Genomic DNA, 13,431 nt, shown 5'->3' with positions numbered 1-13,431 from the left:
TCCGCAGAAATCTCGCTCTAAAAACGAGTTGCCAGAGTAATCAAAAAGAGCAGCTCAGGGCTGCTCTTTTAATCAAGGTTAGATGATTAGCATTATGTGGTTTCTCACTTCTTTTGCAGAGTGACTAACCCAGTTTATGGCTATCAAAAATGACTTCTGTTGGCGGGAACATATTCGAAACAGGTGGTCGTTGCGCATCTCCAAACATTGGTGCACCGAATGCGGATGTGGCCCAAGGGTCAACAATTTTCACATCCTTACTCCATGTTGAGGGATCTTTGATATCACTCCCCTCTTGTCGACCAACCAGTACATAAAGGTGTGTACCTGAATGACCCTTTTTAAACGCAACCACTTCGACTTTAGGCTCACCTTCAGGTGTGCCTGACATGCCTTGAATCATCTCCGCAGCGGCAGCAAAGGCAAATGTAGTACAGCAGCCGGCTTTCGCGTTTTGTACTGCCTTAGCAATGTTCTGTAGAGTGCTTAATTGCGGTGCGGTTCCTCTTTGTGCTGCAGCTTGAACTCCGTTTGCGGACATAGTCGCTCGTTGATCTTGCATGATTCGCGCTTGGTTCGCGTGAAGCGCTTCTAATCTAGGCTTTCCTTTGGTTTCATAAAACTGCGAACCTTTTACACCAAATGTATTTAAGTCTGTACAGGCAAAATCACCAAGCTTTTGAAGGTTAGTTTTATGTTCGTTGATCAGCGCTACACTCGATGAGGTTTTATTCGCTTTAGAAGAAGAGGCCGCCGTTTGTGGGGCTGGCCAATGTGAGCTCGGACCAGACGACAATCTCTCAAGATTTTTCAGACTACCAAGCGTTAACTTGTTTTCACCGTTCAACACATTTTGCAGCATCAACTTCGCAACGTCTTTAGGAATGCCCTGCTTCGTGAGCAGATTCACCACAATGTCTTTCGCTTTATTCTGGTGGCTAATACGCGCGCTGACGCTTTTGTTTTTAGGCGCCCCTTCTTTAACAAAAATATCTTTGCCATTATGCGCTCGAACCTCTTTATCGTCAGCTTGATTTTGTGTCGCCAAATGGGACGTTAACTGACTCAACGAATGCATGTGTGATGTATTAATATTGACCATGTTTGATGCCTTAAACCTGAATAAATGCGTGTACGTCTGTTTGGCTAAAATCTACGACCGTATTGTTCTGAAATAACTGAGCCCAAGTATCCACTAGCTCATTCAGTTGAATCATCAAATTAGCGATGTTGGTGAGTTCACTTTCGGCCGCAATGGCAACCTGAAGATCCACATCTTTAGTGGTTGGATTAACGCAAAACTGCACACCGCCGGTTTCTCGATATAAGAAGTTGTATTCAAGTAAAACTTGAAGTTTGTCTAACGTAATATCCTCTTGTTCTATGTGCAGGTTTTTAGAAATCAACAACTCGCCTTTTTCTTCCACGAGCAGAACATCGACACTGTTATTTTCAGCAAAATGCAGTGACCACATTTGATCGTCATACGCTGTCACGCGTTCAAGGTTCAGCACTTCTCCCAATTCAGAGAGAAGCATATTAATCTTTCCTGTATCCATGTTGTGTCCTGTCTAATTTAATATACCTAAGTAGCCTCGAAATATCTGATGCAGCGAGACGACTTGGGTATAACGGCTTATTTAAATAAGCTCATAAGGATAAGAGCGATTTTATGGCGTGATAGACACAGGAGCTTTATTTAAACGTCTCAATTTTATTTCTATTAGCCGTTTTAGCGAGGTAGAAAAATGAAGAGTAAGTTGGATAAAGAAATAAGAAAAGAGCGGCAATCGCCGCTCTAAAATTTGAATAGAAGAGAAAGATTACTTGATACCGTGAAGGCTGTTCTCTGCATTCATAGCTAAAGGATTGAATGAGTCGTTACGAAGTTCTGCTATCGCGTATAGCATGCGTCCCATGCGACCGTTTCCATCGGTGAACCCGTGATACCCAATGACTCCTGCAAACAAGTGTTTACCCAGGTCTTTATCCGCCACTGGGTTTTCTTTCAAAAATTCTTCAATGTGCTGCTTTAGCATCCCCTCACCGCCAATACTTGAAGGCAGAGTACCACCCGAAATATTTGGCCCTCGGTAGTCACGTTCAACATCAGGTACCAATCGAGCGTGTAGCTCTTTTAAGTTGTCCATATTCAATAAGTCTTTACCATTAGACGCGTACTCTTTAAGTAAAGACGTAATGTTTTCGGCATCGTTTCCTTTAGAGTTAGAAGCATTAATGATCCACGCCGCAGCTCGTTCGACATTATCGGTGACGCCACTTTTGTTAAACGCGTCCTCTGCCAGTCCTTCAGCGTATACACCTTGGCTTAGATCGGTGCTTGCTAGACCTTCGATATGACGTTGCGCCGATTTAAGATGCATCACCTCCATATCAAACACCCCTTGCATTTGATTGATGCTACCTGCCGGGTTTTTCTGCGCTGCAGACACACCACCGCCATAGTCTTTTACTACACGTCCAGCAAGCGACTTCGCTGCACTTCCGCCAATCAGTGACGTGAGGTTTTTACCAGAATCGGTTTCTAGCATTGATTCTGTCATTGCTCGCTCCGCTAACTGGTTTAGCTCAGCAGAGTGCGATTGGACCGTTTTGCTATCCAATTTCGCGAATGCATTTAATACATCTGATGCGGTTTTTATGTTTCCATCTTTGAAGAACATTTGTCCATGCTCAACAGAAGAAGCAGCTCGTAAACGCTGAGCTTGGCCTTGCTCATTATCAAATACGGCTTTTGTAAGGGCTTTCGCAACCGATTGTGAGCTGCCTTCGCGAAACAATTTTCCTGTCGCTTCAAAAAATCGCGCTACCGCACCATTAGTAGGATTGGTACGAGTAAATTCTTGGGTCGCTGCGTTGATTTGGTATTCTTTGCCACCAATACTCAGCTTGCCTTCGTTTAGTATCTCGTTGCGAGCTTGCGGCATGGCAACCTGCAATGCGCTAACACTTCCAAAACTGATCATGTTTTAAACCCTTAATGTGGAAAAATGAGTAGTACTCGTTACCGGGACTTCGGTTGTTTTATTGATTACTTTTTGCGTGTTCGCACTTTTTAGCCATTCGATGAAATTCGCTAATGATTCATCAAGAAAAGAAGCAGTTAACAGTTGCTGGTGCAGGTGTGTGAAACCAATGTATCCCGTTTCTGCCTCCCAGAATACCGCTGGAGAGCCTTGCGTTAAGGCATCTTTCATATGTTGACGCAAAACATCATCACTCGGCTTATCGCCTGAAATCAGCCCAATAAGTGTCAGGCGATCTTCTTGTGCGCGAATTGTGATTGCTGTGTTTTGGTCAATGAGTAGATGACAACAATCATCCTCATCAAAAACCAGCGACTCCAGTTGGCAGCGGCTGGCAAAATCTGTCAGTAAAGAAGTTATAAATCCATTAGCCATTCGACTAAATAATCCTATTTTTGTTGTTTTAGAGGCGCTGCTTGGTTGCAACACTTATCAACTAAGCAGCTTTCTTAGGTGTATTCTTAAGGATTTATGGCAGTGAATATTTTAGAAATGGTCGGATTTTTTTTGTTTAAAGGCATTAAAATGAAAAAACTCAGCAAGTGCTGAGTTTTTAAGATTTATTCATGAATCGTAATTTTACGCTCACTGAGCTGCTTCACCATCGCTTGCTTTAATGCATGCAACTGTCCATCAATACTGGCGTCGATGATCCCAACTTCAGTTTCCAGAATGCAGCCTCCATTTTTCAAGCGAGCGTCTGCTACCACGTCAACATAACCGACTTCAGGGTAATCACTCAATACACCAGCCACCTTTTCCCTCACATCAACAACCTGCTCTGGATGGACATGTAAAATGACCTGCTTTTGGTTGCTCACCAATTGCAACGCTTCTCGCACGACGCTCACCGTGGTATCGACATCATCAAAGGTATCGATGATCTTACGTACCGCTTCCAACACCACGCCTGTCATTTTTTCTTCGACTTGCTGATAGTAATCATTACAACGCGCTAGGGTTTCAACCATCGTTTGCGCATTTTCAATCTTGGCTTGTGCAAGGCCATCTTGATAACCACGTTGTTTTTCGGTTTCGTAGGCTTGTTGGGCATTAGCAATGATGCTTTCAGCTTTGGAGTTCGCGGCTTCAACTAAGTGTTGCGAATCAAGATAACTGGCATAATCTTTCGCTTTCAGCACCTTTAAGCCAGGTGCCAGCTGCAAGTTGTCTGTTTTTATTTCAACAAATGAAACCATTGGGGAATAACCTGTTTTGCGATTTTTTTTGTGAGTCGATACGCCAGATCTAGCTGATCTTTTGCCAACCAGCTAGCCATTTCCGTACTCTCGCTGAGCTGCTGTTCTAGTTTGAATTGCCAACGCAGGACAATGTCTTCTGGCGAGTTAACTAAAACAAACCTTATCCAGGAGTACCCAAGCGCTTGCATTTTTGCTTCAACAGACCGCTCATCCAATGATTCTGGCAACGGATGTTGCCAACCTTGCGGCCAACTGGATAACAACATCGGCCCGTTTTGAATCAAGAACCGAGCGCCTTCCAATCCAAAGACGTTGTTCAGAACCTGTTTCGGATGTTTTAAAACAACGCCTCGCATTGCCACACAATGTAAAGCTCCGCCCACCATCAATACGAGTTGATTCAACGCATCCGCTGGGAGCAACGCCAAGCTATGGCAAGGTTTGTTAAAAGCCGTCTCTGGAACTGGAGATAACGCCCACTCATTTATGCACCATTGGTTAAACATGGGGTTATCTCTCCAACCTTCAATATTTAATAACCAAGGCTGTTTCTGTTCTATCCAACTTTTATGGATGTATTGGCAAGGCGCGTAGTTAAATTGATGTTGTACCTGCGCGAGTGGTGTTTCTGGTTTAACCACGCTTTGTGTTCCTGCGGCACCAAGTAAAAGTAGCGATATTTGAACCGATAAGCGCAGCTACCAAGAACACCAGGATGGCGACAAAATTATTCGCCGTCTCTTTGGTGACCTGAACCGACAAAATGCTTTTAAATTGATTGTTTTGAGTAGCAACTCGTACCTCTGATGAGGGTACCATCACTACGCTGATTCGATCGTAATTCAACCCCTCAATACTGTTGTTCACCAATAATTTGATCTGCGGAACATACGAGTCAAGCGCAATATCCGCCGCATGTTTAATAAACACAGAGGCAGATGCAGGCGTTGGACGCTCTCCTGGACGTAGATCTTGATCTTCCAAAACAACATGAACACGTGCCACCAGCACGCCATCAATTTGAGATAAGGTTGAAGAAAGTTCTTGAGATTTCGCGTACACCAAACGTGCTCGTTCTGCTAATGGCGACGAGATCAAATCGTCTTTGGGAAACACCTCTTTCAATGTAGAAAACTGCTCTCTTGGGTAACCTTTTCGCTTCAGCGCGTCTACAGCGAAGGCGATTTGAGAACTGTCTACCATTAACTTGACGGTGTTGTCTTTGTCAGGTTCTTTTGTTGCAACGACACCTTCGGATAATAAGATCGACAACATCTCATTCCCCTCTTTCTGAGTTACGTTGGTGTACAGCTCGGTCTGACACCCCACCAGAAACAACGTGAGCATGATGAAAACCGCTCTCATTTTATTCATCATCACTATTGTGCCTTCAATAAGGTTTCTACATTTTGTGTGGTTTTACCCACGGTTTTCGCGATCAGCTCTTCTTGAAAAGTAATGCGCGTCAGTGCCCACTGCATTTGCAGTAATTGCGCCGGATCATCACCCACCATCTTCATGTTGTCTTGCAGGTTACTTTTCGCGTTATCGATAGTATTTTTTAACTCGCTGATGTTTTCGAGCAAACCGCCCTCCAAGCCATTATTCGCCTCGGGAACCGACATAGCTTGTTCGAAACGTTCACTTAAACCGTCCTCGACTTGTGCATCCTGCAACTTATCAATGTTGGTTTGCATCACCTCGGTGTACTGCGTGTTTATCATATGTACTCCTAAGACAAATCTAACTTGTGACTATGAGTCACGATGTTTTTCACCATCGCATTTTTTTGAATCATGAAGCTAAGCTCATCACGAACCATGTCCAGTGTTGATGCCATACCAGGTAACGACTTCAACTCAGCCCAACAGTGCCACAAGGCTTGTTCTTTCTGGGCACCAAGTGGAAAATGCTGCGCCAACATTTCTTTAAGTGCTGCTTTATCGACAGGTGGCTCGGCAATAAGCTGGCCCGAAAAATCCCCTAGCAACTCCTGCTTCAACACCTTTAATAAATCGGCTTGCGGGTGTTCGGTGCCCTTTGCACTCTTCGCCTCATAAAAGGCGTACCACATTGCCTCTCGTTTAACTTGAGGATCGGAGAACGCTTCATTCAACGATGATAAGACGCTTTGTTTACTGACAACATCTGCTTCTTTTAGTGATTCATACCACGCTTTGATGTCCGCCAGTTTCGCTTCTGTTTTCTCTAACGTCTCTTTTGGAGAGGCGTGTGAGGCTTCCGCTTGCTTGGCATTACGCTCCATGAGCACATTCATCTTATCTTCATCGCTCCGCTCATAATGGCGCGACTCCGATTGGCGCAGAGGTTGAGGCTGAAGAGTTAGATTACTTGAATCAACGATCATCCAAGGTTCCTAATGTCCTGAGAAAAGCTTGCAGCAAATGCTTGGCTTTCTTCGCTTCCCTGTGATGCGAGTTCTACCCAACTTTCCGCTTTGCTCAATAAACCAGCTTTGGCGGAAGCAAGGGCCGCTAAACTGATCAGATCTGGATAGGCGTTGCAAAGTGGTTCGAGCAATTGATGAGCCTCTTCGTACAAGCCTTTATTCATAAGGCTCATTGTACGAATCATCACCACGGTCTCTTCAGAACCAGAGCTTGCTTCAAGGCCGTCCGCAATCGTGTTAGCTTCTTGATGACGATGCATACCGGTTGCCATCAGCGCGATTTCAGCCAGCAATTGGCGCATTTCTCGTTCCATGCTTTATACCTTCTGGAGAATCGACTGCATCACATCTTTAATCGCACGAGTGGTGGTCGCATTGATGTTGTAAACAACAGACCATTTGTTGATCGCGTGCTGAAGTTCAGCCAGCTTAGATGGATCATCGGCGTTTGTTTCTAGGTTCTTGATGGCAGTCGTCACTTCTGTGTTGGCATCTTTCGCTTGTTTTTCTAACTTAGCTTTAACATCATCAAGGTTTACACTGTTACTAGCATCGTAAAATGACATAAGACTTCCTCGTATTTTTAGTTCGCTTCGTATGATTCAACGACCGCATGTGCGGCGGTGTAAGCTTCATACTGTTTGAGTAGCAATTGGTACTGCTGTGGTGAGCACCCTAAATCCAACTGACGTTTCACCACCGCTTGTGCTTCTAAGAGCTTGCTCTTAATCTTGTGCACTTCCGCACCGTTTTTGTCGTTATTTAAAATTTGTTCAAGATTTGTCATTGTTCGTCTCGCCCTCGTATCCGAGTTCTATTGTTATCACCCGCCCGCCTTTGACCAGCTCAATGCCAGCAGGCGTAACACTGGATATGCGGTAGCCTTGAGGCGTTCTTGCACCAACCATGTAACGAACGTTATCGGTCAGAATCACATATGGAACCTGACCAAAGTTAACGCTACGAAACGGGAAATCGATGTTGGTGCCTTTACTCACCTTAGGTATGGATTTCAAAACTAAATATGGTTTTTCACCATATTGTTCTCGGAAGTCTCGAGTCACACCGTAAAATCGAGTCGTTTCGATATCATCAAGCTCCCCGCGTACTTCGATGCGATCACCGCTGGTAACCAACTGGACTTTTTTCAGTAGCTCTGCATCCGTCAATAAGGCTTTTAGCGTATCCATGTAGGCACCCGCTCTTTGCAGTTCAACCTTCCACGCTACTAGGCCCGGTACGTCTCGCTCTAAAATTTGCTCAACTTGGTTCCAGCGGCTTGCATCATCGATATAACCCGTCAGTAACAGTGTGCCCGTCTCATCCCCATTTTCGACTTTCACCTGGTGATAGCCGAGGTTTCGCAAAATAAATCGAACCCCGCGACGGATTTCTTCCATCGTTCTTAAGTCACTTTTGTAATTGATACCTAGTACATCAATTCGACCAAGCAGATCGAGTTTCTGAGTTCGATCTTCAACATAGCCTTCCAAAACCGCTTGGCGTGCGGCGGCATTCCATTCAACACGAACGTCGCTAAGTTTGAGCTCGCCTAAGATGTTGCGCACCAAAACAATGGGTTCTGCTTCTGTGACAGTCTCATTATTGTTTCCGTTAGCTTGGCTGTACCACATACCAGCAAAAATAACACTCGGGACAAAACTACAAAGCAAGGCGATGAGCGTTGTTTTTTTCCAGCTAGAGCGTTGCACAGCAACAACAGGTGTATCCTGTTCGCTAGATTCGTCGCTGACGTTACTCACGATTAACGCATCTTCTGCGTACCCCAGTGCGAACTTCACAACGCCTATAGAGACAACGGCATGGCGTGACAACTCGATCCCATCATCTTCAACAGAGATGTTTTCACCGTTAATATTTGCCTCTTTGCAGCCTCGTAAAATGACCGAGTCTTGCTGGCAAACCAACGTGAAATGGTTAGCTTCGACCCCAGCATCAGACAGCACGAGATCTGCGATAAAGTCGTCACTGCCAAGCACAAGAGCGCCCTCAGGTAAGGTGACTTCAATTCCGGAATGCACGCCTGATAAAATACGAATTTTCCATTGCTGCATCGCGGTTAAGGCTCCTCTGATGGACGCACACACTCACTTTGTGAGTCATCGCATTCCAATACTTTTACACGCCAACCCTTTTGTCCTGTCGGCAATTGGCACTGCGTCAATTGAGACGACTGTTGCTGTGACAATAAGTCTTGCTGATAGCGCTCTGCTTGAGTCTTTGATGTGCAGCTATACACTTCGACGACCGATTTAAATTCAGCACTGTTGTTGGAAATGTTGTTGAGCTTACCAATGCTTGGTCGCAGATCGTACTCATTACCAATCAACACACTATCGCCAATACCATCCACAACGATTCGCGGTTCTAGAATAAACATGCGCACCGTGCGGCGTTTAGTGTTGGTATTGCTTCTAAACAACGCACCTAAATATGGGATGTCTCCCAACAGTGGTACTTTACGTAACTGATGACTCACTTCATCTCGGTACACACCACCGATGAGCAAGCTCTGTCCTTGCTTCACCGTCGCCAACGTACTGATTTCAGTTTTACGAACGGAAGGAAGGTCGTCGACACCACCATCGGTAATCTTTGCCCCGTCTTCGAGATGAAGGCTCAGATTGATTTCTGGTCGGGCAGCAAACCTGTCACCAACGATACGCGGGACAATTCTCAGTAACGTGCCATACGTGACCTCTTCCAGTGCTGCGGTCTCTTTCCCAACCAGCTTGACGTAAAACGTGCTGCTGTTGTTCAGTACCGCTTCGACATTTTCTTGGGTTAGCAGTGTTGGTCTTGAAACCACTTGAGCACTGCCTTGAGATTCCAATAATCGGATTTGAGCCAACAGGTAATTCAGATTGGTTGAATCAAGCAAAGACTTAAAATTTTGTCCGCTGCCGAGAGTCACATCACCCGAACTCACATCCCCTGTTGTTTTGATATCAACAATTCGATTATTTCCGACAGATACTCCCGCTCGCCAATCCACGCCTAACTGACTTAAATCGTTGGCACTGATGTCGACAATCGATAATGCAACTTCAATTCTTGATTGCGGTTGGTCCAATTGAGCGACCAGTTTGCGATAGAGCGGTAATCGCGCTTGAGTATCACGAACAATAATCGCATTAAGGCCCGGCTCTGCTTCAACCGTTGCTCCGCCATGAACTGAGGCGGTTTTATTGCTTTTTACAGGCTTATCTGAACTGGTAACTTCTTTACTCGACGCACTCGTCACTTGAGTTTGAACACCAGACACGACTCGCTTTAAAACCGATGCGATACCCGGAACCGTAATGGTCTGATCTCGATATGCAATTTCTCTATCCGTTGCAGAAGCGTACTTCAAAGGAATTATTTCAACGAATAACTCGTCGGTTGAATTCGATTTCTGCAGCAGGCGCGTTTCTAATGCTTCGGCCGTTTGTACAACTAAGTCGACATAACGTGGAGGACCTGCAAGATAAACCAACCCTTTACTTTCAGCGGCTCTCCACCCATAGCGCGAATCCCACACTCCAGTGGAAATTAACGTGCTTCGTAGCTCTCTGGCGGTCAATAATTCTAATTGGAGTAAACGTGAGCGCGTTTCTGTCGCCTTATAGACATGTAAGACGGCACCATCGAAATACCACATCAAGTTATAGACTTGCGATAAGTAGTCGAGGAACTCAGCCGGGTCATCAGGAGTAAAACGTCCACTCACTCGATCATTAACTTTGTCACTCACAGAAACCGAAACGCGATAGTTTGCGCCAAAGTTATTCAACAACTCTTTTAATGAGTCGTTATCTGCATAGTATCGGAATGGTTGTTCGGGCCAGTGTAAGTCTGTTGCTTGTGCGAATCCCAACGGAGCAAAGCTCACAGCACACAACAGTATCTTTGTGGCAGCACGTCTGATGTTCGGAAAGACTTTTCGCATCATGGCAACCACACATTATGATTAATCGTGTGGTTCACGCGCTCTTGCTCCAATAATGCCATATAACGCTCACATAGATTAACGTGCTTAGAAAGCAAAGAAGAGAACAGCTCAATCGAACAGTCCTCGATCCTCACTTTGCTTTGCAAAATCAGCTGCTGATCATCATTCGCTGTTAGTACGCAGCCATCTTCACGGATTGTTTTTAATGAGAGCTGCATGCAACGTTGCAACGCTTGTTCTTGTTGATAATCTAGATGCTCTTTAAACTGGAAGGGTAAAGCCGCTTCCCATAAAAACCATGATGCGTGTTGTTTGATGGTCAGTGACAACTGATCAACCTCGATGTTGTAAGAGCCATTTTCTGAGGCAATAAAATCCCCTACCTTTAGCGTTTCCGCTAAAGATTTCATCATCTTATCTAACATTTAACGCCCTATTTAAATCTGGCTGAGGTGATTGCAAGCCTGGCCGCACTGGCCGCTTTGAGTGTCAAAATAGTAGTGATCGATGTCGCCAACAATTTGCATGCTCTTGAACCACTGCCATACTTTCGCAACCGCATTTTGGTCGTTGTAAACCACATCGCATGCATCCCAGACTTCGTTCAGCTCAGGAGCTTCAAGTCGAACTTCCGAACACCACTTTTTCCACTCAGAGATAAACTGAGCAGTCGTAGAAGTGTACTCTGCGAACCCTTTAAGCTCGTCTAAGGACGGTTGCCACTTCTCAATTAACGAACGATGACATTCAATCACTTGCATCTGTTGTTCACTCAACGTCCCGAGTTGATCTTTCAACTGGTGTTGTTGGCGCTCAATTAAATCGAGTTGCTGTTGTACAAACACCGCACTGGTGTCCTCTCCCGATAGTTTCGACCAATATTCCTTTTGAATATCGAGCTGATTGATAAGCTGTTCCACTTTAATGGAGGCATGCAAAGCGCTTTGATCAACTTGACGGTTAATCCACTCGTTTAGCGATAAATGAAAACAAAGCATCAACGTTTTTGGCACCGCTAAATTGAAGCGAAAACCAAGACGCGCGTTGATGTATTCCAGTCTTTGTTCAAAGGTCACGAGTGTGCGGCTATCACTGAGCTGCGACCCAATTTCCAAAAATAAACGCATGGCGAATCGGTCAAGCGACGCACCGAGCTTTTGATACGTTTTCACCAACTGGCTTGCGCACAGGCTATCGACGACGCTTCTATCCAACAAGCGCTGAAGTAAAGATAACTGTTCATAATTAATGACGCCTTCACTCAACAATTGTCGGTGATTGACGTGCACAACATTGAAATCCTGCGTTGATCTAGAAGCACTTTCATATCGAGCTCCTCTCTGCAAAACAGTCACTTTCCGTTGTGTCACAATGCTGTCTGGAAAAAGCGAACGGCGTCGCCAATGCTGCTTTTTCATTTATGTTCGTCTCCGCACCCCTCTCGAACGATCCAGAAAGAAAGAGGTGTAATAATTTTTAATCGTTCGTTGTTACATGACGCATAATAGAATTTACGCTGATGAGTGACTTTCAAAATTAGTCAGAAAATTTTAGTCCCAAGTCATTTCATTTCGCGATAGCTACTTGATCGTCTCCCGAACGTACACGGCTTGGCGTCGTTCCAAAACGACGGCGGTAACTCTGCGTAAAGTAAGACTGACTAGAAAACCCAGCCTCCATCGCCACATCCACGATGCTCATCTTGCTCGTCAACAGGAGTTTATGAGCGTGCAACAATCGACGCTCACTGATCCAAGCTCTTGGAGAAATGCCATAGTGCTCATTAAATAGCTCTTTAAAAGTCGTTAAGCTAGCACCAAACTCTTGCGCATAGTCAGTCAACTTCCACTCTTTGAGATAGTGTTGTTCCATAAATCGACGTAACCGTTCCGATGTTCGGTTAGTTTGTTGTGACAGCAACGCATAGAGTGATTCTCCCCCTTTGCCGTGCAGCAAAAGAATGAGTAACTCTTCATATTTTAGGCACATGATCGCATCTGGATACGCCTGTTGCTCAAGCGTCTGCATGCTGGAAAGCACTTGCTCTACGAGTATGTTCAAACCAAAAGTAAACAAGCCAGAACAAACTTTATCTACCTTGGGCAGCATCATCAAAAGATCACTGTGCTTCTGTAATAGCTGACTAACGAGTTCGTTGTCGTAGGTTATAATCGACGCTTTGTATGCCCCGTCTATGGGCGAGTACTCGAATAAGTAATCCCCTTGGGATAGAAACACCCCGTTTTCTGCCGCGACATCGATTGTGCAATCACCTGTTTGAACTCGAAGCTGACCATTGTGAACGACAACAATGTGAGATTGGTCTGAGTGAAATACTTCGTCAGATTTTTCATAGCGGGAAAAACTACGAATTTTTCGCGAGCTCGAGCCGACCTTTTCTGTGTTTAGTTGGCCTGACACATCCATTTTCTACCCTTCATTATTTTGAGTTTCTCAGTACGAGTGTTGAGAAACTTTCAAAGCAATACTTTGATTGTTGTTATTTCTAAGTACTGCTATATCAATTAAAGAAGCAAAGAAAAGAGCATAGAAGTTCATATCACTTACCATACCCCCCGAATAATTAGCGAATATCCTAAGCATTACCCTTACCTAAAGGTAAAAGTTTATCTTAGTAAACTCTGCTGTCCGTCTTTATTATTTTTATCAGATAGCGTTTATTATTAGCCAAAACTTAAATATCATTTCGTTATTAAAGTTTAGGATTTTTGTTATACATTAGAATAAGATTAAATAGATTATGGTATCGTTTATCGAACAAACTGAAATTTCCAAAATCTTAAAATTGTATGTTTT

General features: G+C 44.5%; 17 protein-coding genes. All 17 read right to left on the bottom strand.

Annotation, left to right across the window (positions count from 1 at the left end; translation table 11 throughout):
* Positions 1-124: 124 nt before the first annotated feature.
* A complete protein-coding gene (gene vopR / locus NL644_RS12830; RefSeq protein ID WP_048626458.1) occupies positions 125-1,102 on the bottom strand; it encodes a type III secretion system effector VopR in 978 nt (325 codons plus the stop codon).
* A gap of 10 nt (positions 1,103-1,112) precedes the next feature.
* Positions 1,113-1,559, bottom strand: a complete 447-nt coding sequence (locus NL644_RS12825) for a type III secretion system chaperone (protein WP_253658447.1) — start codon at positions 1,557-1,559, stop codon at positions 1,113-1,115.
* Positions 1,560-1,823: 264 nt separating this feature from the next.
* Positions 1,824-2,987, bottom strand: coding sequence for a VopS family T3SS effector adenosine monophosphate-protein transferase (locus NL644_RS12820; RefSeq protein WP_253658446.1), 1,164 nt, complete (start codon positions 2,985-2,987; stop codon positions 1,824-1,826).
* Between the two features lie 3 nt (positions 2,988-2,990).
* Complete coding sequence (locus tag NL644_RS12815) at positions 2,991-3,422, bottom strand: CesT family type III secretion system chaperone (RefSeq protein ID WP_074191274.1); 432 nt, start codon at positions 3,420-3,422, stop codon at positions 2,991-2,993.
* A gap of 185 nt (positions 3,423-3,607) precedes the next feature.
* Positions 3,608-4,246 (bottom strand): HrpE/YscL family type III secretion apparatus protein, encoded by a 639-nt coding sequence (locus NL644_RS12810; protein WP_006741524.1) that lies wholly within the window; start codon positions 4,244-4,246, stop codon positions 3,608-3,610.
* Positions 4,225-4,890 (bottom strand): SctK family type III secretion system sorting platform protein VscK, encoded by a 666-nt coding sequence (vscK, locus tag NL644_RS12805; RefSeq protein ID WP_253658445.1) that lies wholly within the window; start codon positions 4,888-4,890, stop codon positions 4,225-4,227. Before vscK ends, NL644_RS12810 begins: the two co-directional genes overlap by 22 nt.
* The gene (gene sctJ, locus NL644_RS12800) at positions 4,883-5,629 is read right to left on the bottom strand and encodes a type III secretion system inner membrane ring lipoprotein SctJ (protein ID WP_086015689.1); all 747 of its coding nucleotides are present in this window, start codon (positions 5,627-5,629) and stop codon (positions 4,883-4,885) included. Before sctJ ends, vscK begins: the two co-directional genes overlap by 8 nt.
* Positions 5,629-5,973, bottom strand: coding sequence for a SctI family type III secretion system inner rod subunit VscI (gene vscI / locus NL644_RS12795; protein WP_005377202.1), 345 nt, complete (start codon positions 5,971-5,973; stop codon positions 5,629-5,631). Before vscI ends, sctJ begins: the two co-directional genes overlap by 1 nt.
* 8 nt (positions 5,974-5,981) lie before the next feature.
* On the bottom strand, positions 5,982-6,617 hold the full coding sequence (locus tag NL644_RS12790; protein ID WP_114322285.1) for a YopR family T3SS polymerization control protein: 636 nt from the start codon (positions 6,615-6,617) through the stop codon (positions 5,982-5,984).
* Positions 6,614-6,973: a YscG family type III secretion system chaperone gene (locus NL644_RS12785; protein ID WP_005395153.1), complete on the bottom strand. Its 360-nt coding sequence runs from the start codon at positions 6,971-6,973 to the stop codon at positions 6,614-6,616. The genes NL644_RS12790 and NL644_RS12785 overlap by 4 nt, the downstream gene beginning before the upstream one ends.
* Before the next feature lie 3 nt (positions 6,974-6,976).
* Positions 6,977-7,225 (bottom strand): type III secretion system needle filament subunit SctF, encoded by a 249-nt coding sequence (sctF, locus tag NL644_RS12780; RefSeq protein ID WP_005395161.1) that lies wholly within the window; start codon positions 7,223-7,225, stop codon positions 6,977-6,979.
* A 17-nt stretch (positions 7,226-7,242) separates the two neighbouring features.
* On the bottom strand, positions 7,243-7,446 hold the full coding sequence (locus tag NL644_RS12775) for an EscE/YscE/SsaE family type III secretion system needle protein co-chaperone (protein WP_012841766.1): 204 nt from the start codon (positions 7,444-7,446) through the stop codon (positions 7,243-7,245).
* Positions 7,433-8,734: a type III secretion system inner membrane ring subunit SctD gene (sctD, locus tag NL644_RS12770; RefSeq protein ID WP_114322284.1), complete on the bottom strand. Its 1,302-nt coding sequence runs from the start codon at positions 8,732-8,734 to the stop codon at positions 7,433-7,435. Before sctD ends, NL644_RS12775 begins: the two co-directional genes overlap by 14 nt.
* A gap of 5 nt (positions 8,735-8,739) precedes the next feature.
* A complete protein-coding gene (gene sctC / locus NL644_RS12765) occupies positions 8,740-10,623 on the bottom strand; it encodes a type III secretion system outer membrane ring subunit SctC (RefSeq protein ID WP_114322283.1) in 1,884 nt (627 codons plus the stop codon).
* Positions 10,611-11,039, bottom strand: coding sequence for a YscB family type III secretion system chaperone (locus NL644_RS12760; protein ID WP_074191269.1), 429 nt, complete (start codon positions 11,037-11,039; stop codon positions 10,611-10,613). Before NL644_RS12760 ends, sctC begins: the two co-directional genes overlap by 13 nt.
* A 12-nt stretch (positions 11,040-11,051) precedes the next feature.
* Positions 11,052-12,032: a T3SS regulon anti-activator ExsD domain-containing protein gene (locus NL644_RS12755; protein WP_006741518.1), complete on the bottom strand. Its 981-nt coding sequence runs from the start codon at positions 12,030-12,032 to the stop codon at positions 11,052-11,054.
* Between the two features lie 148 nt (positions 12,033-12,180).
* Complete coding sequence (locus NL644_RS12750; RefSeq protein ID WP_048626466.1) at positions 12,181-13,041, bottom strand: helix-turn-helix transcriptional regulator; 861 nt, start codon at positions 13,039-13,041, stop codon at positions 12,181-12,183.
* Positions 13,042-13,431: the final 390 nt, after the last annotated feature.

Source organism: Vibrio sp. Y10_XG_PY6 (assembly GCF_024181795.1).
GTDB classification, from domain to species: domain Bacteria; phylum Pseudomonadota; class Gammaproteobacteria; order Enterobacterales; family Vibrionaceae; genus Vibrio; species Vibrio diabolicus.
This window is presented reverse-complemented; position numbering and strand designations above follow the sequence as displayed.